Here is a 21,831-nt window from a genome sequence, read left to right on the forward strand (position 1 = left end):
GCCGGGGCGCGGCGTTTGCGTCAGTATGGCCGCATGGACCATCAGAAACTTCGCGAATCGATCAGCGAGACCTGGGCGACGGACGTGCTGCCCAGCCTGTCGGGGCTGATCGAGATACCCGCCGTGTCGCCCGCCTACGACGCCGCCTGGGAGGAGCACGGGCAGCTGCGGGCCGCCGTCGAGCACGTCCGGAGCTGGGTGGCGGCGCGGGGGCTGCCCGGCGCGCGGTGCGAGGTCCTGCGGCTCGACGGCCGCGCCCCGCTCCTGCTCGTGGACGTGCCCGCGACACCGGGCGCGGAGGCGACCGGGACCGTCCTGCTGTACGGGCACCTCGACAAGCAGCCGCCGCTCGGCGACTGGTCGGAGGGGCTGGGCCCGTGGCAGGCGGTGCTCCGCGGCGACCGGCTCTACGGCCGCGGCGCCGCCGACGACGGGTACTCGGGCTATGCCGCCACGACCGCGCTGGAGGCCGTACGCGAAGCAGGCGGCGAGCACGCCCGTGCGGTGCTGCTGCTGGAGACCGGCGAGGAGTCCGGCAGCCCGGACCTGCCCGCCTACCTGGAGCGGATCGCGGGCCGGCTCGGCGAGGTGTCGCTGGTGGTATGCCTGGACGGGGGCGGCGGCGACTACGAGCGGCTGTGGCTGACCACGAGCCTGCGCGGCGCGGTGCAGGCGACCGTCACGGTGCGCGTCCTGGAGACCGGCGTTCACTCCGGGCTCGGGAGCGGCATCGTGCCGAGCTCGTTCCGGATCATGCGCCAGTTGCTCGATCGGGTGGAGGACCCGGAGACCGGCGAGGTCAAGGTGCCCGAGATGGTGGCGCCCATCCCGGACGAGCGGCGCGCCGAGGTGGCGGAGCTCGTCGCGCTCCATCCGGAGGTCGCCGTGCCCCCGCTCCCGCTGCTGCCGGGGATGCGGCGGGCCTCCGACGACGCCGTGGAGCTCGTCCTCAACAACACCTGGCGGCCGACCCTGTCCGTGACCGGCGCCGGCGGGCTCCCGGACCCGTCGGTGGCGGGGGCCGTGCTGCGGGCCTGGACGTCCTTGCGGCTGAGCTTCCGCCTGCCGCCCTCGGTCGACGCCGAGGTGGCGCGGGCCGCGCTGGAGAAGATCCTCACGACCGACGTGCCGTACGGGGCGCAGGTCGAGGTCGGCGACTTCATGATCCTGAACGGCTGGCACGCGCCGGCGCCGGCCCCCTGGCTGACCGCGGCGTTGCGGGAGGTCGGTGATCGCGTGTTCGGCAAGCCGTGCCAGAGCCTGGGCATCGGCGGCGGCATTCCGTTCATGGAGATGCTGGGCAGGCGGTACCCGCGGGCGCAGTTCGTCGTCACGGGCGCGCTCGGCGCGGACTCGAACGCGCACGTGCCGGACGAATGGCTGCATGTCCCGTTCGCCGTCCAGGTGACCGAGGCCGTCGCGCACCTCCTCGACGCGCACGCCCGCGACGGCGGGCCCGCATGACCACCGGGCCCTGGGACGCGGCGCGTTAGGATCGCGCCCCATGGAGGAGACGTTCCCGTCGCGGGCGGTGCGCGGGGTCGCGGTGCGGTGCGGGACGGTGGGCAACTGCGATCCCGACTTCGCGTCCTTCAGCCTCGACTTCGAGCCTCTCCCCGGCGGGCGCACCGGGTACGAGTTCGTCGCCGACCGGGACTACGGGCTGGATGAGTACGATCTGGAGCTGCACGAGCTGTTCGCGCCCATGATCGATCGTGGGGTCCGGCTCAACCTGACCGGGGAACCCCGGCCCCGCTTCGTCACGTTCATGGCCGACACGGCGCCGCGCGCGTTCTCGATCGGGCGGCTCGACGGCGCGGCCGACGGGCCGGTGATCGCGCTCCGCGTGGTTCTGGTGAGCGTCCGCTACCACGCGGTGGACTCCAGCGAGGGCATTCACCAGTACGGCGGCTGGCGGGCCGCGTACAAGGCCCGGTGCCTGCTCGCGGGCGTCCGGCCCGACCCCGATGCGAGAGATCGCGCTTCCTGCGAGCGGGCTGGTGGACGTTCCGGGTGATTCGGTGGAGGGGTGGCGGTCCGTAAGCTGAGGGGGTGTCCCCCGTACTGGTCCTGCTGGATGGCGTTCGATGGCAGGGTGCGCGCGTGGTCGGTGATCGCGCGCACACCCTGCTCGCCGTGCTCGCCCTGGAGGGGCGGGCGGGGGTAGGGGACGAGCGGCTGGTCGAGGAGTTGTGGCCGGAGGAGGCGCCGGCGAACCCGACGAAGGCGCTGCAGGTGGTCGTGTCGCGGACCAGGGCGGCGACCCGTCCCGATGTGGTGGAGCGGATCCCCAGGGGGTACCGGCTCGGGTTGCCGGCCGAGCAGGTGGATGCGTTGCTGCTCGGTGTGCTGGTGGAGGAGGCGCGGGCGGCGCTGAATGCGCATGATGTCGCGCTGGCGCGGCGGCGGGCCGAGGAGGTCATGGCCATGGTCTCCGTGGAGGCCGCCGCCGGTGGAGGGGATGGTGCGAACGGGGCGCTGGGTGAGTTGCGGCGGGTGGCGGCGCGGTGGGTGGGTGAGGCGCGGCGGGTGGCGGCGATCGCGCGGGCGCGCGGCGGCGCGCACGAGAGCGCGTTGCCGCTGCTGGAGGAGGTGGCCGGCGAGCGGCCGCACGACGAGGAGCTGCTGGCGTGCCTGCTGCGCAGCGAGGCCGCCGTGCGGGGGGCGGGCGCGGCGCTGGAGCGGTACGAGCGGTACCGGTCGGGGCTGGTGGCGCGGCTGGGCGCCGAGCCGGGGCCGGAGCTGGCCCGCGTGCACGCCGAGTTGCTCGTCGCGGATCGCCCGGTGCGTGACGGCATCCAGTTCGACGGATCCTCTCTCCTGGGCAGGGACGCCGACATCCGGGCGGTGCACGCGTTGTTGCAGACGAACCGGGTGGTTTCGATCATCGGCCCTGGTGGGCTGGGCAAGACCCGGTTGGCGCACGTGGTGGGCAGGAAGGCCGCGCAGCCGGTGGCGCACTTCGTCGAGCTGGTCGGCGTGTCCTCGCCCGAGGGCGTGGTGGGCGAGGTGGGCTCGGCGCTCGGGGTGCGGGACTCGGTCGGCGGGCGGCGCACGTTGACGACGGAGCAGCGGGCGGACGTGCGGGCGCGGCTGGCGCAGCAGCTCGACCAGGTGCCGGCGCTGCTGATCCTGGACAACTGCGAGCACGTGATCGGGGCGGTGGCGGACCTGGTCGGGTTCCTGACGGTGACGACGCGCGACCTGCGGGTGCTGATCACGTCGCGGGCCCCGCTGTCGATCCCGGCCGAGCGCGTCTACCTGCTGGGCGAGCTGCCGGCGGGTGACGCGGTGGAGCTGTTCCGGCAGCGGGCGACGGCGGCGCGGCCGGGGGTGCGGCTCGACGGGGCGGCGGTCGGGGAGGTGGTCGCCCGGCTCGACGGGCTGCCGCTGGCGATCGAGCTGGCCGCGGCCAAGGTGCGCGTGATGTCGGTGGAGGAGATCGCCCGGCGCCTGGCCGACCGGTTCGCGTTGCTGCGCGGCGGCAACAGGACGGCGCCTGACCGGCACCAGACGCTGCTGGCGGTCATCGACTGGTCGTGGAACCTGCTGGACGAGCCGGAGCGGCGGGCGTTGCGCTGGTTGTCGCTGTTCGGCGACGGCTTCACGCTGGAGGCGGCCGAGCACGTGCTCGGCCCGGACGCCCTGCACGTGGTGCACGCGCTGGCCGAGCAGTCGATGCTGAGCGTCCGCGAGACCTCCTACGGCCTGCGTTACCGCATGCTGGAGACCGTCAGGGAGTTCGGCCGGATGCGGCTGAAGGAGGCCGGCGAGGAGGCGGCGGCCCGGCAGGCGCAGCGGGCGTGGGCGGTGGAGTACGGGCTCGCGCACGCGTCCCGGCTGTTCGGCCCGGAGCAGTTCGAGGCGGCCGACGCGCTGCGCGCCGAGGAGGGCAACCTCGCCGACCTGCTCCGGCAGGCTCTCAGCGAGTCCGAGGCGGATGCCGCCACCACGGTCCAGCTGCTGGCCGGCATCGGCGCGTTGTGGTCGATCCGCGGTGACCATCCGCGGGTGCTCGCCCACCGCGACGCGATCATCCAGGTGGTGGCCGGCTGGCGGCCGCCGCCCCACCTGGTCGAGGTGACCAGGGCCGCCATGCTGATCGCGCTCATGAACATCATGGTCACCAACGACTCCCGTGACGAGCCGCTGCGTGACCTGCTCCGCACGCTGCCCACCAGCGAGGCGACGCACGCCCGGGTGGCGGCGATGGCGGAGGTGGCCCTGGTCTGCCACCTGCCCGACGGCGCCGAGATGCGCCGCCGGCTGGCGGTGCTGCGCCGCAGCCCCGTGCCCGAGGTGGCGCTGTCGGCGGCGCACGCGAGCATGCACGTCCTCGAGAACGCGGGCGACGTGCACGGAGCGATCGAGGCCGCCGAGCGTACGCTGGAGATGATCGGCGAGGACGACGGGCCGTGGCAGGTCGCGATCGTCAACGCCGTGCTGGCCCACCTGACGTTGCACCTCGGCGACCGTCACCGGGCGGTCGGGCACGCGCGCGCGGCCATCCCGGTGCTGAGCCGGCTCGGCGCCGCCGACGACGAGACCCAGCTCAGGGCGTTGCTGCTGGCGTCCGCGCTGGCCGACGGGGATCTCGGCACCGCGCAGGCGGAGCTGGAGGCGATCCACCGGGTCAGCGAGAGGGAGATCGTGCTCGGCGGGGTGGCGATGGTCTCGTTGTGCTCGGCCGAGATCGCGCTGGCGCGCGGCGAGACGGCGGCGGCACTGCGGGAGTACCGCACGGCCGTCCAGCGGGCCCGCGACCTGCGGATGCCCGGGGTGCCGGCGTCGGGGCGCACGCCGTGGACGATCGTCGCGGAGTCGGTCACCCTGGCGGCGCACGCCTACTACGCCGGGCCGCAGGACGTCCCGTACGGCGCGGAGCTGTTCGCCGACGTCCTGGGCCACGACCTGCTGGCGGTGGACGATCCCGCTCTCGACTACCCGATGTGCGGCTCGATGATCTTCGCGTTGGGCGCCTGGGGCCTGCTGCGGGAGGCCGTGGACCCGCGTGACGCGATCGGGCTGCTGGTGCTGGCGGAGCGGTTCGCGTACAACGCGACCCTGCCGAGCATGGCGTTCGAGCGGATCGTGCCGCACGCGGAGCGGGCCGCGCCGGGGGCGCTGGCCGCCTGGCGGGCGGAGTACGGCGAGCGGCGCGGCGCCGACCTGCTCGACGAGGCGCGTGCCCGCATCGAGCGGGTACGTGGCCGCCGCGCCTCACATGTGCCGCTTGTAGCTGCGCACCGACAGCGGCGCGAAAATGGCGATGACGATCAGCGACGCGAGGAGCGTCCAGGCCACCGAGCCGCTGACGAGCCCGCCGTTGGCGAGGTCGCGGGCGGCCGTGACCAGGTGTGACACCGGGTTGACCCGGACGAACGCCGCCAGCCAGCCGGGCAGCGTCTCCACGGGGACGAACGCGTTCGACAGGAACGTCAGCGGGAACAGGATCATCATCGAGATGCCCTGTACGGCCTGCGCGCTGCGGGCGATCGTGCCGACCCAGGTGAAGACCCACGCCAGCGACCATCCGGTGAAGATGGCGAGCAGGATCGCGCCGAGCACGCCGGCGACCCCGCCGCCCGGCCGGTACCCCATGACCAGGCCCATGCCGAACGTCAGGGTGGCCGCGATCGCGTACCTCAGCAGGTCGGCCACCATCGGCCCGGCGAGCGGCGCGATGCGGGCGATCGGCAGCGACTTGAACCGGTCGAAGACGCCCTTCTCCATGTCCTCGCGCAGCTGCGTGCCGGTGGCCATGCAGGTGGTCAGCACGGTCTGGGCGAGGATGCCGGGGATCATCAGGGGCAGGTAGCTCTCCACGTCGCCCGCGATGGCGCCGCCGAAGATGAAGGCGAACATCGCGGTGAACAGGATGGGCTGCAGGGCCACGTCGAAGAACTGCTCGGGGTTCCTGCGCATCTTCTTCAGCGCGCGCCACGCCATCGTCAGCGTCTGGGCGATGGTCTCCCCCACGGTGACGCGCCGGCGGGCCGCGGCCACCCGGTCGGCGGCCTGGACCGCCTCGCGGGCGGGGGCGATGGTGCTGGTCATCGGCTCTCCTCCAGGGCTCTCTCGCCGTGGTCGTCCGTCTCGTGTCCGGTGAGAACGAGGAACACCTCGTCCAGGCTGGGCTTGGCCACGCTCACCGAGGAGATCGACAGCCCGGCGGTGCGCAGCGCGATGAGCACGTCCGCGGCGAGGTCGGCGCGGTCGAGCGCGACGTTGAGCCGGCCCTGCTCCGGGCTGAGCACCGGCTCGGAGCCGAGCACGCGCCGCACGACCTCCACGGCGGCGGGCACCTCGGCGGGCTCGGCGAGCAGCAGTTGGAGGGTGGAGTTGCCGACGGCGCTCTTCAGCTCGTCGGGGGTGCCCTCGGCGACCTTGCGGCCGTGGTCGATGACGGCGACGCGGTCGGCGAGCTGGTCGGCCTCGTCGAGGTACTGCGTGGTCAGCAGCACCGTGCAGCCGTCGGCGACCAGGCTGCGGATGGTGTCCCACATCTGGCCGCGGGTGCGCGGGTCGAGGCCGGTGGTCGGCTCGTCGAGGAAGATCAGCGGTGGTCGGGTGATGAGGCTGGCCGCGAGGTCGAGGCGCCGGCGCATGCCGCCGGAGAACTGCGCGATCGGCTTGTCGGCGGCCTTCTCCAGGCCGAACTGGGCGAGCAGGTCGATGGCGATGCCGCGCGCGCGGCCGGCGGGGACGCCTTGGAGGCGGCTGAAGAGCCACAGGTTCTCGCGGGCGGTCAGGTTCTCGTCGACGGAGGCGTACTGCCCGGTGACGCCGACGAGCTGGCGGATGACGTGGGGGTTGCCGGCCACGTCCACGCCGAAGATCTCCGCGCGGCCGGCGTCGATCTTGAGCAGGGTGGCGAGCATGCGGAGGGTGGTGGTCTTGCCGGCGCCGTTCGGGCCGAGGACGCCGAAGATCTCGCCGGGGCGCACCTCCAGGTCGATCCCGTCGACGGCACGGTGCTCGCCGAACGACTTCGCCAGACCTTCCGTACGTACGGCCGGATCGCCGCCCCCGGTACGTCCGAGTTCTGCGATGTTCATGGCTCCACTGTCGGGGACGGCGGTTTCACGACGCCCTCACGTGGTTTCACCAGGTCTCACGAACGATAGGGTCAAGAACGCCCAAACTGATCGAAACCGAGCGGCCCGGTTCGCACGACAGGAGAGATGACTGATGTACCCCCCGTCCGGCTCCGGGCCGGGGATTCATCCCCCTCACGCACCATGGCCACCGCAAGCGCCGCCCCCGCCTCCTGCCCGGCCGCCCCGCAAGACCTGGCGGATCCTCCTCGGGCTGGTCGCCGCGGGCTTCGGGTTGCTGGCCCTGCTGGGCGGCGGCGCGTTCATCGCGAAGGCGTACACCAACAGCCGGCAGGTCATCCACAACCCCGCCTACACCAAGGACCTGTGGCGCAACGTGCCCGTCGAGACGCTGTTCCCCGCGCGGCTCGGCCGCGAGCACCCCGACAAGACCTACCGCGACCCGAATGACGAGCGCGGCTGGACCAGGGCCGCCATCTCCTCCGACACCTCCTGCGAGAAGGCGCTGTCCGGCGGGCTGGCCGCCGCCGCCGTCAAGGGCGGCTGCGTCGCCGCCCTGCGCGCCACCTACCTGGACGACACCGGAGGAACCGCCGCCACCGTCGCGTTGATCGCCTTCCGCGACAACCAGTACGCCCGCCAGGAGCTGCAGGACGTCATGGAAGCGGCGGACGACCGGCCGGAGCACGTCGTACGCGCCCTGGCCGCACCCGGCACCCAGTGGAAGGACGCCACCCGCGCCGGCAACGGCGGCTGGAGCATCGGCGACACGCCCCTGTACGTGGCGGTCACCGCCGGGCCGGCCGACGGCCGCGTTCCTGGACGGCTGCCGCTGCCGTGGGGCAGGCGGGCCTACCCGCAGAAGGAGGACCGCGAGCCGTGGGCGCACACCGCCCAGGGCCTCGCGGAGAGCATCTCCACCCGGGTGCAGGCCGAGGCGAGGAAGGTGGGCGCGTGATCCGCGGGCTGGCCACTTTGGTCATCGGCCTGGTCGTGGCCACCGCCACCCCCGCCGTGGCCGAGGCGCCGCGCGGATGGGAGCAGACGGTCATGCGGGTGCCCGCCGCCCAGCGGCTCGGGCAGGGCAAGGGCGTCACCGTCGCGGTCCTGGACTCCGGGGTGATGCGCGACCATCCCGAGTTCCGCGGCCGGGTCACCACCGGCCCCGACTTCATCGGCGGCGGCGCCAGGCCGGGGCAGTCGTACTGGGGCGAGCACGGCACCGCGATGGCCTCCAGCGTGCTGCGGGTCGCGCCGCAGGCCAAGGTGCTCGACGTGCGGGTGCTGTGGGACAAGGAGGACCCGGCGCGCAAGCGCGCCGAGCGGGCCGCCGAGTCGGGCGGCCCCGCCGGCGAGCAGAGCAGGAAGGCCGCCACCGCGCTGGCCAAGGGCATCCGGTACGCCACCGACAAGGGCGCCCAGGTGATCTCCATGTCGCTCGGCAGCGACGAGTGGGGCCTCGGCAGCGACTACGACGAGCGCACCGCGGCGGCCGTCGACTACGCCCTCGGCAAGGGCGTCGTCCTGCTGGCCAGCGCCGGCAACGGCGGCTCCACCGACCCGCTGGAGGTGGACGCGAACAACGTCGTCTCCTACCCGGCCGCCTACCCGGGGGTGATCGCGGTGGCGGCCATGGGGCCGGACGGCGGGCGGGCCTCGTTCTCGCAGGTGCACACGTACAACCAGATCGCCGCGCCGGGCGTGGACATCTACGCCGCCGACAACGGCGGCGGCCACCGGATGGGGGACGGCACCTCGCCCGCGTGCGCGCTCGCGGCGGGCACCGTGGCGCTGATGTTGTCCCGCAACCCGGACCTGACGCCCCGCCAGGTGCGCGACATCCTGGTGAAGACCGCTCGCAAGCCGCCGTCCGGCTACACCGTGTTCCTCGGGTTCGGGCTGGTGGACGCGGCGGCGGCGGTGCGGGCGGCGGGCTCGGCCAAGGACTCCGAGATCGCGGCGGCGCCGTACAAGGGGGAGAAGTACTTCGGTGACGGGCCGGTGGCCGCGCCGACCACCAACCCGCCGATGGACATGTCGTACGTGGCCGTCGGCGGGGTGGGCGCCGGCGTGGGGCTGCTGTTCCTGCTGGTCGCCGCGGTGCTCATGCGCCGCCCCAAAGCCCGCCACGTACACGGCACCCGGATGCCCGGGCCTGGTTTCTAGGAGCGGGAGTTGCGTTCCCGCCACAACGACCGATGCCGGTCGGCGGCCCCCTCGGCGAGGGTGGCCGCCGCGGCGGGCACGGGCTCGCGGGCCCACGCGTCCAGCCGCCGGGCCATGCCGCGCACGAAGCTCACCCCGGGCGGCGTCAGCGCGCCGCTGTCGAGCAGCGTGCCGGCGACCAGCCGGGCGGCCGAGCGCCAGCGGGCGAACTCGGCGTTGGCCCGCACCTCCGACTCGCCGCTCTCGTGGTGCCGCTGGCGCTCCCAGAAGTCGGTGACCCCGACGTAGGCGTAGGTGCCCTGGAGCAGCCCGGCGGCGGGCCGCGGGTCGGGGCGCCACGGCGCGTAGTAGCGGGAGCCGTCGTCGGGCCTGGTCAGGGGCACGATGTCGAGCAGCGCCGAGAGCTTGGCGTGCTGGGTCTCGTGCGCCAGCGTGACCGCGAGCGCGTGCGCGTCGGGCGGCGTGGACATGGCGATGCAGCCGAACGTCTCGCGCGAGGTGGCGCTGGACATGCCGTCGGGCGGCGGCGACAGCGGGGTGAAGACGGTGATGGCCGCCGACACCTGCTTGGCCATGGGCAGGTGGTTGCGGACGAGCAGGTCCCAGCCGCCGTCGAGGAGTTCCTGCCAGTGCCCGGCCTCCTGCGGGGTCAGCGGGTCGCGCAGCGCGCCCGAGCCCGGCATGCGGTGCGGGTCGAGGTCGTCGATGAGCACGTCGATGTGCTCGCCGCCGGCCCTGGCGGACAGGCGGTGCAGCGGCCGCCAGGCCGGCTCGTCGTCGCTGATCTGCAGGAACCTGCCGCCGACGGAGACCTCGGCGCCGTCGGCGGAGCAGTGCACGGTGACGGTGGTGACGCCGGGGCCGACGGTGAGCCGGCCGAGCGAGGGCAGGTTGAGCACGCCATCGGCCACGGCGACGTCGAGGTCGCAGGCGAAGCGGGCGCGGATGGCGGCGGCCGCGGCGATGGCCGACATGCGCTCGGGGCTTTCGAGCGTCTGGATGGTGTGGCGGGCCCAGGCGCCGACGGAGGGGTGGTGGAGCACGGCGTTGACCGCCTCCGGGTGGGCGGCCTGGATGCTCGCGAGCAGGTCGTAGGCCCGGCGCACCTCGGGCCAGCGGGCGTGGCCGGCGTCACGGGTGGTTTCCAGCACGCCGCGGACGAGGAGGAGGTGCCTGCTGCGCTGGCCGGCCTTGAGCCGTTCGACGGTGTCCGTCCCGCCGGCGCCCGAGGCGAGCTCGTCGAAGGCCGAGGCGGGGATGCGGTGCTCTGCGAGGTTCATCGGAAGTCCTTCTGCAGTGCCATGAGGTCACGTTTGATCGTGTTTGCGACGTGAGTGATGAGTCGCAGCAGGTCGGCGCAGTAGACCGAGGGGTTGCGGAATCCGCTGCCAGGCCGATAGCGATGAGCATAGTGGCCGCCGCCGCAGACGCGCGCGACCTCGCAGGCGCGGCACGTGTCCGACAGCGCGTCCCAGCCGATCTGACGTGCGGCGATGCCCGGCAGGCGGAGCGCGTCGTCGAAGGAATCGCGCGACACGTGCAGCCCGGTGAGTGGTGCACCCTCGTAGGCGGACTTGAGGATGTCCGACTGCTCGATCGTGCCGTCCGTCTCCACGACCACCATGGCAGTGGGTGACAGGCCGATCTGCTCGCTGGCCGACGCCCCGCCGACGAGCAGGTAGATGATCTCGTCGAACAGGCGCACGTTCGCGGGCCGGGCGGGCGCGGCGTACCACTGGTCGAAGATCTCGATCAGCCAGTCCGCGTACGGCGTGGCGCCGTCGTCGCGGCCCAGCCCGGGCGGCGGCTGCGCCCAGGTGCCGTGCGGTAGCAGGAAGTCGATCGTGGGCGGCCCGAAGCCGAGCAGGGCCCGGTAGGTCTCCGTCGGGTCGTTGCGCAGGTCGACGATGCACAGCAGGCCGCGGAACAGCCGCTCGAACGGCGGCTCGGCCAGCAGCCGCAGGCCGGCGGCCACCTTGTGGTAGCTGCCCCGCCCGTCGGCGGTGGTGCGGCTGCGGTCGTGCGCTTGCCGGTCGCCGTCGAGGCTGACGCCGACGCCGATGCCGAGCCGGTCGAACAGGCTGAGGTACGTCCGGTCGAGCCGCACCCCGTTGGTCTGCGCGGTCACGGCGACGTCGGCCTCGACCCCGTCGCGCACGGTGCCGACCAGCCGCTCGATCTCCTCGGGGCTGACGAGGAGCGGCTCGCCGCCGTGCAGGATCAGCTCGATGGACGGGAGGTCGTGCGCGCGTACGTGCTCGGCGATGCGCGCCGCGACCGCCGTCACCACGTCGGGCGCCATGCGCAGCGGCCGTGACCGCCAGCTCTGGTCGGCCATCTCGTACATGTAGCAGTACGTGCAGGCGAGGTCACATCTGCTGTGAATTTTCAGGATGAACTGCCGGAACGGGGTGGGCCGCCAGCCGCTCGCCGCCAGCGCGGCCAGGTCGAGTGTTAGAGGCCACTCAGGCAAGGCCGGCCTGCCCCCGGGTCTGGTGTCATGGCCGTCGAGCATAATCAGTCACGAAGGGTCGCGAAGCTTTTTCAAGGTCTGCTGGGCAAGATCTGACGGCAGGCCGCTGATGATCGCGTCGGCCGCCTTCGGAGTGCCCGATTTGAGCAGCGCCTCGGCCAGCGCGACGCGGGCGGCCACGTCGTTCGGCGCCCAGTTGAGAGCGGCGCTGATGCGTTCGATGGCCCGCATCGGGTCTCCCTGCGCCAGCCACAGGAGCCCGTCGGTCGTCAGCGCCCTGGCCACGCCGTCGAAGCGCTGCCGCTCGGCGAAGATGCCCGCCGCCTCCTCGCAGTACTTGCGGGCGATGTGGATCTCGCCTCTGGCGGCGGCGACGCTGGCGAAGATCTCCGCCGCCTCCGCGCGTACCCACGAGGCGCCCGCGTCGGCGGCCCGCACGGCCGCGTCGGCCAGCCGGCTGGCGCCTTCCCAGTCGCGTTCCTGCAGCGCCAGGCGGGCCTCGCGCAGGGACGACTCGGGCGAGTCGGAGCGGGAGACGGGGGCGATGAGCCGGTCGTGGGTCAGCTCGTACCAGCGGATGCCGAGCCGCTGCTCGGCGCGCAGCAGGTGGCGGTCCTCCAGGGCGCGCACGATCTCGTTGGGCATGCCCTGGGTGGCCCGCAGCCCCTCGTACACGGCGTTCCTGGTGCCGTGCTCGGTGATGAAGACGTTGCGCATCCAGTAGCGGATCTCGGTCGCCGGCACGTTGTACTCGCTGGCGACCTCGGCGATCGTGCGTTTGTAGAACTCGAAGAGGAACTCCTCGACCTGGGCGTAGAGGCGGGCGTGGTCCTCGGTGATCTCGGTGACCTCCGCGGGCAGGGACGCCCACAGCGCGGAGCACACCACCTGGAGCTGGATCGGCTCGACGGTGTCGAGCTGGATGGTCGAGGTCTCGCCGATCTCGTTGACGAAGTCGACGGTGCGCAGCTCGTCGATGAGCAGGTCGGCGGCGGCCCGCGTGATCGTCCGGTGCGTGTGGACGAGCGGCTTGCGCACGGCCTCCTTCGCCTTGTCGAGGCTGAGGGGGTGCAGGTGGAAGCGGGTGCGCGAGCCCTGCCCGATCGGGCGCTCGTAGGGCAGCACGAGGAAGAGGTACTCCTCGCGCAGCGACAGCAGGACGTGCAGCCCGGGGTGCTTGCGTACGGCGGTGGCGAGCTGCTCCAGGAACGCCTTGCGCTCCTTCTCCAGGAACGGGGAGCCGTGGAAGATCTCCTCCGCCTGGTCGATGGCCGCGAGGATCGGCACGGGGTCGCCGTAGAGGTCGGTGCGCTCGGGCCTGTCCGTCAGGTATTCGCTGATCGTGGACGACGCGAGCCGCTCCGGGCCCAGCTCGGGGCTCCACGACGACAGCAGCGCCACGACGTACGGGTTCCCGCCGGACTCCGACGGGGCCAGGTGCGCGCCGATCCGCGCCACGGGCAGCACGTCGGTGCGCTCGGGGTCGAGCAGCGGCAGGATCCCGGCGTTGAGCAGCGAGGTCTTGCCCACGCCCGAGGCGCCGTAGAGCACGGTGAGCCCGGTGGCCTGCCAGAGGGTGGCGACCTCCTGCGCCTCCCGCTCCCGGCCGTAGAACAGCATGCTCTCCTCGCGCCGGTAAGGGCGCAGGCCCACGTACGGGTTCACGCGCGGATCGGTGTCCGGCATGCGCCGCCCCTCACATCCTCCACTGCAGTTGCTCGAAGAACTCCTGCGTGGTGCCGATGAAGATCGTGATGCTCCAGTCGTTGAGATACTTCTCCAGATATTCGTGCGCGCGCTCTGCCGCGTCGGCCACGCTTTCGTTCAGATCCGGCATCAGTTGCACGCTGATGTGCCGGCGTCTCATGATCAGCGGCATGGCCTTGAGCAGCCCGTGGAACAGCACGCGAAAGTTCCAGTCCTGGAGGCTGTAGCCCACGAACAGGAGGGGGTGGGAGGTCATCGCCTGGATCACGGTGCTCGGCAGCGGCGGCTGGTCGTTGGCGGCGCGCGCCTCGACCATGTTCACCAGGTACGTCAGGTAGTCGTCGTCGGTGAGCACCAGCGAGCCCGGCTCGTCCCAGCGGCCGTGCAGGTGGTAGATCAGCGGCTCCTCATGAGTGGGCAGCTCGATGTGGGGCTCTTCTTCCTCGGTGTCCCACCATTTCGGAAACGTGCTGGTGGGGTTCTTGCGGCACGACTTCTCCTGGAGCAGCGCGTTGGCCATGAAGTCGTCGTAGTTGGTGGTGAGGAAGGTCTTGATGGGGAACTTGGCCAGCACCTCGTGGGGGTCGATCGCGGGCGGGGGATCGCCGGCGGGCGGTTCGTACTCCTGGAGGTAGGTGCAGACCTGATGCTTGAGGTCGACCGGGTCGCCGTTGGCCGTGACGGCGTAATGCATGACGCGCGGTAAGTTGTGGACGTCAGTGAACGGGTATCGGTAGATGCCGGCGAATTTTTGGCTGAGCTGTTTGCCGGTCGGTAACCGTCCGGAACACGCGCCGGCGCCGAGAAGGGGCGTGCAATCCCCGCGACGCAACTGCCGGACCAAGCGGTCCCAGTCGGCATCCTTCACGCGCCCATCCCGACATCACATCATGTGCCTGAGAATTAAATATCTGTCACACAATCCCGATGATTCAGGCCAAGTCACGGCAACGGCGTTTCACAACGCCGACTGGAACCCCGCGACCGGGCCGGACCCCGCCTCGTCGACCAACCGGCGAAGGGCCGACGTCAGGGGGGTGGAGGGCAACCCGTCGAGGTCGCTCAAGCTCCATCCGCTGACGTCGAGAAGACCGCCGCCGTATTCTCCTTCTGCGCTGTCCATAACACTCTCCGGGCCCGGAAGACAACTGTGCGGGTCTCATCCTTGCACGGTTGAGAACTGAAGGCGAGAGTGGCAGTCTATGTGGGCTTCACCTGCATCTGCACGACGTCTAAGCTCCAATAAAGACCGGGTCTAGCGGAGGCGGTAATCGTGTCGGTTTCGCACTATTCGCCGGAATCCGGGCAACTTCCCGCTATTTGGGGCCGGGTACCGCAGCGGAACATGAACTTCACGGGTCGCGTCGACCTGCTGCGGTCGCTCCACGAGGGGCTGATGTCCGACGTCACCGCGGTGGTGCCGCACGCCCTGCACGGCCTGGGCGGTGTGGGCAAGACCCAGCTCGCCATCGAGTACGCCCACCGCTTCCGCAAGGAGTACGAACTGGTCTGGTGGATCCCCGCCGACCAGCCGATGCTGGTGAAGTCCTCGCTGGCCGGGCTCGCCCGCGAGTTACGGCTGCCGATCGGCCCCTCGACGGGCGTGGAGGAGGCGGCCGAGGCCGCGCTCGACGCGCTGCGCCGCGGCGTCCCGTACACGAAGTGGCTGCTGATCTTCGACAACGCCGACGAGGTCGACGAGATCAACGCGATCGCGCCCAGAGGCCCGGGGCACGTGCTGATCACCTCCCGCAACCACAGCTGGCAGGGCGTCGTCGACACCCTGGCGGTCGACGTCTTCCCCCGCGCCGAGAGCATCGAGTTCCTGATCAAGCGGGTGCCGCACGGCATCACCGAGACCGAGGCCGACGAGCTGGCCGAGGCGCTGGGCGACCTGCCGCTGGCCCTGGAGCAGGCGGGCGCCCTCCAGGTCGAGACCACGATCTCGGTGAAGGACTACCTCAGGCTGCTCGACGAGCAGACCACCCGGCTGCTCGGCACCAACAAGCCGGCCGACTACCCGCTGTCGATGTCGGCCGCGTGGGCGCTGTCGGTCTCGCAGCTCACCACCCGCATGCCCATCGCGGTCGAGTTGCTGCGCTGCTGCGCGTTCTTCGGCCCTGAGCCGATCCCGCGCGACCTGTTCGACCGGCTGCCCCCCGAGTTCGCCGAGGGGTCGATGCTGGCCGAGACGCTGGCCGACCCCATCCTGACCAGCCGCATCCTGCGCGAGCTGGGCCGCTACGCCCTGGTCAGGATCGACTCGGCGAGCCGCACGCTGCAGATCCACCGCCTGGTCCAGGCGCTGCTGCGCGACGAGCTGTCGGCCGAGGAGCGCGAGGCCATGCGCAAGGAGGCCCACCTGCTCCTGGCGGCCGCGGCAGACCCGTACGAGCCCGACGACACCGCCGCCTGGCCCCGCTTCGGCGGCCTGCTGGGCCACGTCACGCCCTCGCAGGTGGACCAGTCGGAAGACCCGCGCATCCGGCGCTTCACGCTGACGATGATGCGCTACCTCTACTCCTCCGGCGACTTCAAGTCGGCGCAGTCGCTGGTCGACCGGTGCATCGCCCAGTGGCGGGCCACCAGCGGCGACGACGACCAGAACGTCCTGTCGGCGCAGCGGCACCAGGCCATCATCCTGCGCGAGCTGGGCAACCTCGGCGAGTCGTTCTCCCTCAACCAGCGCCTGCTCGTGCGGATGCGCGAGGTCCTGGGCGAGGACCACGAGGAGACGCTGCTCCTGCTCAACAGCCACGGCGCCGACCTGCGCTTCCGCGGCGACTTCGCGGCGGCGCTGCAGCACGACCTCGACTCGCTGCGCCGCCACGAGGAGGTCTTCGGCCGCGAGCACCGGCGCACCCTGCGCGCCATGAACAACCTCGCCCTCGACTACCTGCTGCTCGGCGACTACGAGCGCGCCCTCGACCTGCAGTCCACCACGTTCCGCCTGCAGCGGCGGCCGGGCTCCCAGGTCAGCAGCATGAACGTGCTGTCGTCCTGGAACGGCCTGGCCCGCGTCGTACGGCTGAGCGGCAAGTACCGCGAAGCCTGCGACATCGGCGAGGACGCCTACGAGTTCGGCGTCGAGCAGCTCGGCGTCGAGCACCCGTGGACGCTGCGCGTGGCGAAGGACCTGTCCATCGCCAAGCGCCGCGACGCCAAGGCCGATGAGGCGCTCGACCTGGCGCACCGCACCTTCGAGCTGCAGGTGCGCAACGTCGGCATGCACCACCCCGACACGCTGGCCGCCGGCCTGTGCCTGGCCAACGCGCAGCGGACCTCGGGCGAGACGGCCGAGGCCCTGGCCCTGCTGGAGGAGCTGACCCCGCAGTTCGAGACGATGTACGGCGCGGACCACCCGTTCAAGTACGGCTGCGACACCAACCTCGCCCTGCTGCTGCGGGTCAACGGGCGCGCGGAGGAGGCGGTGCGGGTCGACAACCAGGCGCTCGACGGGCTCGACCGCCGGCTGACCCGCGACCACCACTTCACGCTCACCTGCGCGATCAACCTCGCCAGCGACCTGGCCGAGATGGGCGAGCACGAGCGGGCCAGGCGGCTGGGCGAGAACACGCTGAGCCGCCTGCGCGAACTGCTCGGCCCCGACCACCCCCTGACGCTCGCGGCGGCCGCGAACCTGGTGGTCGACCTGACCCAGCTCGGCGAGAAGAACGAGGCGGAGGCGCTCAAGGCCGACACGCTCCAGCGTTATCTGCGCGTGCTGGGGCCGGGCCACCCCGACGTCGACGTGGCGGAGCAGCGCCGCCGCCTCGACTTCGACTTCGACCCTCCCGTGCTGTGACCCGGTGCTATGACATGGCGGCCACGCGCTCCTGGTCCTGAAGGAGGTCGACCACCGTTTCCACGTCGTTGGCGCTGACCGTCTGGTGCAGGCCCTTGAGGATGTCGGCGTCGTCGAGCCGGACTCCGCGCCTGGTCGCGTAGAGGACCCCCTCGTCGCTGAAGAAGAACGACCAGTCGGGGAACGCGGTGCGGAGCGCTTCTACGTCGTAACCCACTGTAGTCATGCGGTTACTCTAACGAGCCGCCCCCGGCCGGTCCAGTGGTCGGTCCGCTTCCTGCAACCACCCGCAAAAACTAACTAAGTGCATTAATCTAGCGACCGTGAGTAACGGAACCCTCACGCGCGTCCTGCACCGTATCGGCCGGCGCGGCGCGTCGCTGGCTTTCGTGGGCCTGCTGTGCCTGGCCATCGCCGCTTCCCTGGCGTTCCCCCCGGCCGCGCCGCGCATGGCCCCCAACTACGCGGTGCTGGCCGCTGTCGCGCCGCTCGGCGTGTGGGCGCTGGCCTGGTGCGCCACGGGTGCGCTGTGCCTGGTGCAGATGTTCCTGCGCTCCGACCGCATCGCCTTCGCTGCGGCCACGGCTCTCCTCCTGCTGTACGGCCTGGTCTACCTGATCTCCACCTTCACCGGCGACAATCCGCGCGGCTGGGTGGGGGCGGCGGTGTGGCTGGCGTTCGGCGGCTGGATTGCGCTGATCGCCACCTGGCCGGAGGCCGTCACGGTCGAAAGCGCCACCGGCGGCGCGGCGGTCATCGTCGCCGACGCCCAGGGGATCATCCAGTCGTGGAACCCGCAGGCCGCGAAGTTATTCGGGTGGAGCACCGAGGAGGCGGTGGGCCGGCCGCTGACCATCCTCATGCCGCCACGCCTGCGCGAGCAGCACTCCGCGGGCCTGGCCAAGGTGCGCGCCACCGGGGTGTCCGGGCTGGCGGGCCGTATCATCCCGCTGGTCGGGCTGCGGCGCGACGGCAGCGAGTTCCCCATCGCGCTGACCGTCAACGCCTGGCACAGCGACGACGGCATCTCCTACACCGGAGTGATCAGGCCCATGCGAGGCGCCGATGTCGAGCCTGACTGACATCCTCATCCAGGTCGCGATCGGCGCGGTGCCGCTCGGAGTGGCCTACCTCGCCTTCCGCTCGGCCACCGACGCCAACCGGAAGACGCACCAGACCGCGCTGCTCCAGGTCGAGCGGCAGGCGGAGCTGGAGCGCTCCAAGGTGGACGCCGAGGCGTTCCTGCGCGCCAAGACGATCTACGAGGACGCGCTCGACCAGCTCGAGAAGCAGCTCACGCGCATGCAGAGCCAGGCCAGCCAGGTGAGCACCGACCTGGCCGCCGAGCAGAGCGCGTCCACGGCGATGCGCGACCAGATCCGCCGCCTTCAGGCGCAGATCCGCGCCCTCGACCGTACGGTGGTCACGCTTCGTGCTCAGCTCCTGGCGGCGGGGCTGTCACCGGCGCCGACCTCCGAGACCACCGGCCCCTACCAGCTCCGCCACCCGCAGCAGGAGTGATCAGGCGCTGATGAGCTGCTCCGCGAGCAGCTCCGCCGAGCGCAGCCACGCCTTCCTGTCGGGCGCCGAGAACGCCACGATCAGCTCGTCGGCCCCCGTGTGCTCGGCGAAGCGCTCCACGTACGCCTTCACCTCGGCGGGGTCGCCGACGGCCGAGTACTTCGCCATCTGCACGAGCTGCTGCCCGGCCGGCGAGTCGAGGATCATGTCGGCCTCCTCGGTGGTGAACGTGCGGCCCCGCCCGAGGAACCGGCTCACCCTGAGCCGCTTGGAGGCCAGGAACTGCTCCTCGGCCTCCTCCTTGGTCTCGGCCGCGATCACGTTCAGGGCGGCGATCACGTACGGGTCGGCGAGCTGCGCCGACGGCTTGAACTCCTGCCGGTAGACCGCGATGGCCTCCTCCAGCGCGGCGGGCGCGAAGTGCGAGGCGAACGCGTACGGCAATCCGAGCATGGCGGCGAGCTGCGCCCCGAACAGGGAGGAGCCGAGGATGTAGAGCGGCACGTTCGTGCCCTTGCCGGGGGTGGCGTTGACGCCGGGGATGCGGGTCTCGCCGGTCAGGTAGCCCTGCAGCTCCAGCACGTCCTGCGGGAAGGAGTCGGCGGAGGCGGGGCTGCGGCGCAGCGCCCGCATGGTGTTCTGGTCGCTGCCGGGCGCCCGGCCGAGCCCGAGGTCGATGCGGCCCGGGTGCAGCGTCTCCAGCGTCCCGAACTGCTCGGCGATGGTCAGCGGGGAGTGGTTGGGCAGCATGACGCCGCCCGCTCCCAGGCGGATCGTCCGGGTGTGGGCGGCGACGTGGGCGATGAGCACGCTCGTGGCCGACGAGGCGATGCTGTCCATGTTGTGGTGCTCGGCGTACCAGATGCGCCGGTAACCGAGCTCCTCGGCCCGCTGGGCCAGGGTCACGCTGGCGGCGAAGCTGTCCGCCGCGGTCTCGCCCTCGCCTATGTGTGCCAGATCAAGGATGGACAGCGGCAGAGCCATGAGTACGCGCCTTTCGCAGAGCGGTTCGACCTGGCAGTGGACAACAGCCGCGAAAGGCGCGTTATTTCATGACGCGGTACAGGTGACCGTGGAGGGGGTGCCGCTCTGGCCGTTGACGAGGAAGCCGAACGTGGTGCTCGCCCCCGCGGCCAGCGTGCCGTTCCAGTTGAGGTTCGTGACGCTGACGGAGCCGCTCGTGCCGGACAGGTTGCCGTTCCAGAGCTGCGAGATGGTCTGGCCGCTGGGGAGCGTCCAGGCGACCTTCCAGCCGCTCGTCTGCGACGAGCCGGTGTTCTTCACGCTGACCTCACCCTGGAAGCCGCCCGACCACGAGCTTGTCACCTTGTACGTGGCGGAGCACCCGCCGGGGCCGGTCGTCGGGCCCCCGGTCGGGCCCCCCGTCGGCTCGGAGGTGCCGCCGGCCGCCACCGCCAGGTCGTACGCGCGCTGCGGCACGAACTGCCCAGCCGCCGCGATGCAGCCGTCCGCCTCGCCCGGAGGCTTGACCCACAGGTAGGCGTCGATCGCGGAGTCGCCCGTCTGGGTAGTGCTCCAGGTGCCGGTGGCGCGGCCCGCCGGGTCGCACCACTCGCTGCCGGCCGGGCCGTTGCCGTTGCGGCTGGTGTCGATGACCGCCTTCAGCCTGGACACGCCGGTCGCCGCGATGATGCTCTTCGCGTATGAGACGAGGCCCGGCGTGGCCCGGTAGTTCGAGGTGTTGAGCGCGATGCCGTCGGCGCTGTTGGCCACGTCGGCGCCGTTCAGCCGGGAGGCGGCCTCGGAGGCCGACAGCCAGCCGTCGTGGCCGATGTCGAAGTACACCTTGGCCTGCGACGACGCCTGCTTGAGCTTCTTGCCCGCGTACGCCATGGACGCCTTGACCTGGGCCTGCTCGGAGGCGTTCATGCAGTTCGTCATGATCGCCAGGGCGTCGGGCTCCAGGACGATGGAGGCGGGCCGGCCCGCCAGGCCCGCCGCGATCTCGTCGATCCAGGCGCGGTAGGCGGTGTGGTCGGGCGCGCCGCCCGCGCTGGCGCCGCCGCAGTCGCGGTTCGGCATGGCGTACACGGCCATGATCGGGATCTTGCCGGCCGCGGCGGCGGCGCCGACGTAGGCGTCCACCTGGCTGCGCACGGTCGAGGGGTTGTAGCTGGCGAACCAGCGGCCCTGCGGCACGGCGGCGATGCGGTCCCTGATCACGGGGGTGCGGCTGTCGTTCGGGTTGGCGGCCACCCACTTGGCGGCGTTGGTCTGCGGATCCACGTAGAAAGCGGAGTCGGCGGCCTGCGCGCTGGGGGTGGACAGGACGACCGCCCCGGCCGCCGCCATCGCGGCCGCCGTGACGAGCATCGCCAACATGGGCCTTCTGCGAGACATGTAGATAACTCCGTCCGTCGGGTGGGAGCGCTCCCACGGGCACCCCGGATGCTAGGTAGCGTTCGGGGCCGGACAAAGACATCGGGTCGATCCGCACCGCACCGCCGCAGGTCAGCGGCCTGATGAGCGGTGAAAGTTTCAATCGGCCAGGCACGCGCGGAAGACGGCGGTCAGCCGATCGACGTCGGCGGGCGTCGGCTCCTCGGGGCCGACGCGGCGGCGCATGGCGCCGATGCCGAGCACGACGGAGACGGCCATGCGGGCGCGGGCGTGCGCGTCGGGGCCGCTGAGCGTGGCCTCCAGCGGGCCGAGCACCGCCGAGATCAGCCGCTCCCTGGCCGCCGCCGCCACCTCCGGGTGGTAGGCCGAGCGTTCGAGCGTGCGCAGGATGGGGCTGTCGGGCGGGTGCCGCATGCGCTGGGCCGCGTACTCCGCCAGCCGCCGGGGCAGCTCCTCGCGGCTGCCGGTGAAGAGCTCGCTGAAGGTCGGCTCGCCTTGCAGGACCGCGGCGAAGAGCCCCGCCTTCGACCCGAAGTAGCGGCCCACCAGGGCGATGTTGGCGTCGGCCGCCGCGGCGATCGCGCGGACGGTCACCTGCTCGTAGCCCTGCTCGCCGAACAGGGTGCGAGCGGCTTGCAGGATGCGCTCCCGGGTGGCCTCACGGTCGCGCGGCCTGGCCTCAGTCACCTGGGGGTTCATGCCCGCACTCTACTGGGCGCACACCCACTTACCGCGCGGCT

General features: G+C 71.9%; 18 protein-coding genes and 1 pseudogene. 8 read left to right on the forward strand and 11 right to left on the reverse strand.

Features of this window, described 5'->3' with window-relative positions:
- The first annotated feature begins 33 nt into the window (after positions 1–33).
- The 3 genes and pseudogenes from HCN51_RS31825 to HCN51_RS59995 all read left to right on the forward strand — a co-directional run.
- Positions 34–1,464 carry a M20/M25/M40 family metallo-hydrolase gene (locus HCN51_RS31825; protein ID WP_168014523.1) on the forward strand — a complete coding sequence of 477 codons (1,431 nt, stop codon included), beginning with the start codon at positions 34–36 and terminating at the stop codon, positions 1,462–1,464.
- A gap of 40 nt (positions 1,465–1,504) precedes the next feature.
- Positions 1,505–2,017 carry a hypothetical protein gene (locus tag HCN51_RS31830; protein ID WP_168014525.1) on the forward strand — a complete coding sequence of 171 codons (513 nt, stop codon included), beginning with the start codon at positions 1,505–1,507 and terminating at the stop codon, positions 2,015–2,017.
- 308 nt (positions 2,018–2,325) lie between these two features.
- Positions 2,326–3,168, forward strand: a pseudogene (locus HCN51_RS59995) (BTAD domain-containing putative transcriptional regulator); the annotation flags it as partial.
- Between the two features lie 2,052 nt (positions 3,169–5,220).
- On the opposite strand, the gene HCN51_RS60000 reads toward HCN51_RS59995, so the two are convergent.
- Together HCN51_RS60000 and HCN51_RS31845 are read right to left on the reverse strand one after the other, a co-directional pair.
- Positions 5,221–6,057 carry an ABC transporter permease gene (locus tag HCN51_RS60000; protein WP_168014527.1) on the reverse strand — a complete coding sequence of 279 codons (837 nt, stop codon included), beginning with the start codon at positions 6,055–6,057 and terminating at the stop codon, positions 5,221–5,223.
- Complete coding sequence (locus HCN51_RS31845) at positions 6,054–7,058, reverse strand: ATP-binding cassette domain-containing protein (RefSeq protein WP_168014529.1); 1,005 nt, start codon at positions 7,056–7,058, stop codon at positions 6,054–6,056. Before HCN51_RS31845 ends, HCN51_RS60000 begins: the two co-directional genes overlap by 4 nt.
- A 133-nt stretch (positions 7,059–7,191) precedes the next feature.
- On the opposite strand from HCN51_RS31845, the gene HCN51_RS31850 reads away from it, so the two are divergent.
- Both HCN51_RS31850 and HCN51_RS31855 read left to right on the forward strand, forming a co-directional pair.
- Positions 7,192–8,016, forward strand: coding sequence for a hypothetical protein (locus HCN51_RS31850; RefSeq protein ID WP_168014531.1), 825 nt, complete (start codon positions 7,192–7,194; stop codon positions 8,014–8,016).
- A complete protein-coding gene (locus HCN51_RS31855) occupies positions 8,013–9,224 on the forward strand; it encodes a S8 family serine peptidase (RefSeq protein WP_168014533.1) in 1,212 nt (403 codons plus the stop codon). Before HCN51_RS31850 ends, HCN51_RS31855 begins: the two co-directional genes overlap by 4 nt.
- Here HCN51_RS31855 and HCN51_RS31860 read toward each other — a convergent pair.
- The 5 genes from HCN51_RS31860 to fxsA form a co-directional block, all read right to left on the reverse strand.
- Complete coding sequence (locus tag HCN51_RS31860) at positions 9,221–10,504, reverse strand: HEXXH motif domain-containing protein (RefSeq protein WP_168014535.1); 1,284 nt, start codon at positions 10,502–10,504, stop codon at positions 9,221–9,223. The genes HCN51_RS31855 and HCN51_RS31860 overlap by 4 nt on opposite strands.
- Positions 10,501–11,697 (reverse strand): FxsB family cyclophane-forming radical SAM/SPASM peptide maturase, encoded by a 1,197-nt coding sequence (locus HCN51_RS31865; protein WP_240973462.1) that lies wholly within the window; start codon positions 11,695–11,697, stop codon positions 10,501–10,503. Before HCN51_RS31865 ends, HCN51_RS31860 begins: the two co-directional genes overlap by 4 nt.
- 48 nt (positions 11,698–11,745) lie before the next feature.
- Positions 11,746–13,383 carry an nSTAND1 domain-containing NTPase gene (locus HCN51_RS31870; RefSeq protein WP_168014539.1) on the reverse strand — a complete coding sequence of 546 codons (1,638 nt, stop codon included), beginning with the start codon at positions 13,381–13,383 and terminating at the stop codon, positions 11,746–11,748.
- A 10-nt stretch (positions 13,384–13,393) separates the two neighbouring features.
- A complete protein-coding gene (locus HCN51_RS31875) occupies positions 13,394–14,098 on the reverse strand; it encodes an SIR2 family NAD-dependent protein deacylase (protein WP_080043909.1) in 705 nt (234 codons plus the stop codon).
- 264 nt (positions 14,099–14,362) lie between these two features.
- Positions 14,363–14,527, reverse strand: coding sequence for an FxSxx-COOH cyclophane-containing RiPP peptide (gene fxsA / locus HCN51_RS63085; RefSeq protein WP_080043910.1), 165 nt, complete (start codon positions 14,525–14,527; stop codon positions 14,363–14,365).
- A gap of 150 nt (positions 14,528–14,677) precedes the next feature.
- Here fxsA and fxsT point away from each other — a divergent pair, with 150 nt between their 5' ends.
- Positions 14,678–17,209, forward strand: a complete 2,532-nt coding sequence (gene fxsT, locus HCN51_RS31885) for an FxSxx-COOH system tetratricopeptide repeat protein (protein WP_346433864.1) — start codon at positions 14,678–14,680, stop codon at positions 17,207–17,209.
- Between the two features lie 7 nt (positions 17,210–17,216).
- Here the strand turns inward: fxsT and HCN51_RS31890 are convergent, their stop codons facing one another.
- Positions 17,217–17,435 (reverse strand): hypothetical protein, encoded by a 219-nt coding sequence (locus HCN51_RS31890; protein WP_155128771.1) that lies wholly within the window; start codon positions 17,433–17,435, stop codon positions 17,217–17,219.
- 97 nt (positions 17,436–17,532) lie between these two features.
- Here HCN51_RS31890 and HCN51_RS31895 point away from each other — a divergent pair, with 97 nt between their 5' ends.
- The gene (locus HCN51_RS31895) at positions 17,533–18,291 is read left to right on the forward strand and encodes a PAS domain S-box protein (RefSeq protein ID WP_168014543.1); all 759 of its coding nucleotides are present in this window, start codon (positions 17,533–17,535) and stop codon (positions 18,289–18,291) included.
- Positions 18,275–18,730 carry a hypothetical protein gene (locus HCN51_RS31900; RefSeq protein WP_168014545.1) on the forward strand — a complete coding sequence of 152 codons (456 nt, stop codon included), beginning with the start codon at positions 18,275–18,277 and terminating at the stop codon, positions 18,728–18,730. Before HCN51_RS31895 ends, HCN51_RS31900 begins: the two co-directional genes overlap by 17 nt.
- Here the strand turns inward: HCN51_RS31900 and HCN51_RS31905 are convergent, their stop codons facing one another.
- The 3 genes from HCN51_RS31905 to HCN51_RS31915 all read right to left on the reverse strand — a co-directional run bounded on the left by HCN51_RS31905 (position 18,731) and on the right by HCN51_RS31915 (position 21,790).
- Positions 18,731–19,714 carry an LLM class flavin-dependent oxidoreductase gene (locus HCN51_RS31905; RefSeq protein ID WP_168014547.1) on the reverse strand — a complete coding sequence of 328 codons (984 nt, stop codon included), beginning with the start codon at positions 19,712–19,714 and terminating at the stop codon, positions 18,731–18,733.
- 66 nt (positions 19,715–19,780) lie between these two features.
- Positions 19,781–21,091 (reverse strand): glycoside hydrolase family 6 protein, encoded by a 1,311-nt coding sequence (locus HCN51_RS31910; RefSeq protein WP_240973463.1) that lies wholly within the window; start codon positions 21,089–21,091, stop codon positions 19,781–19,783.
- A 138-nt stretch (positions 21,092–21,229) separates the two neighbouring features.
- Positions 21,230–21,790: a TetR/AcrR family transcriptional regulator gene (locus tag HCN51_RS31915; RefSeq protein WP_080043917.1), complete on the reverse strand. Its 561-nt coding sequence runs from the start codon at positions 21,788–21,790 to the stop codon at positions 21,230–21,232.
- Between the last annotated feature and the right edge of the window lie 41 nt (positions 21,791–21,831).

Source organism: Nonomuraea composti (assembly GCF_012034275.1).
Taxonomy (GTDB): Bacteria; Actinomycetota; Actinomycetes; order Streptosporangiales; family Streptosporangiaceae; genus Nonomuraea; species Nonomuraea composti.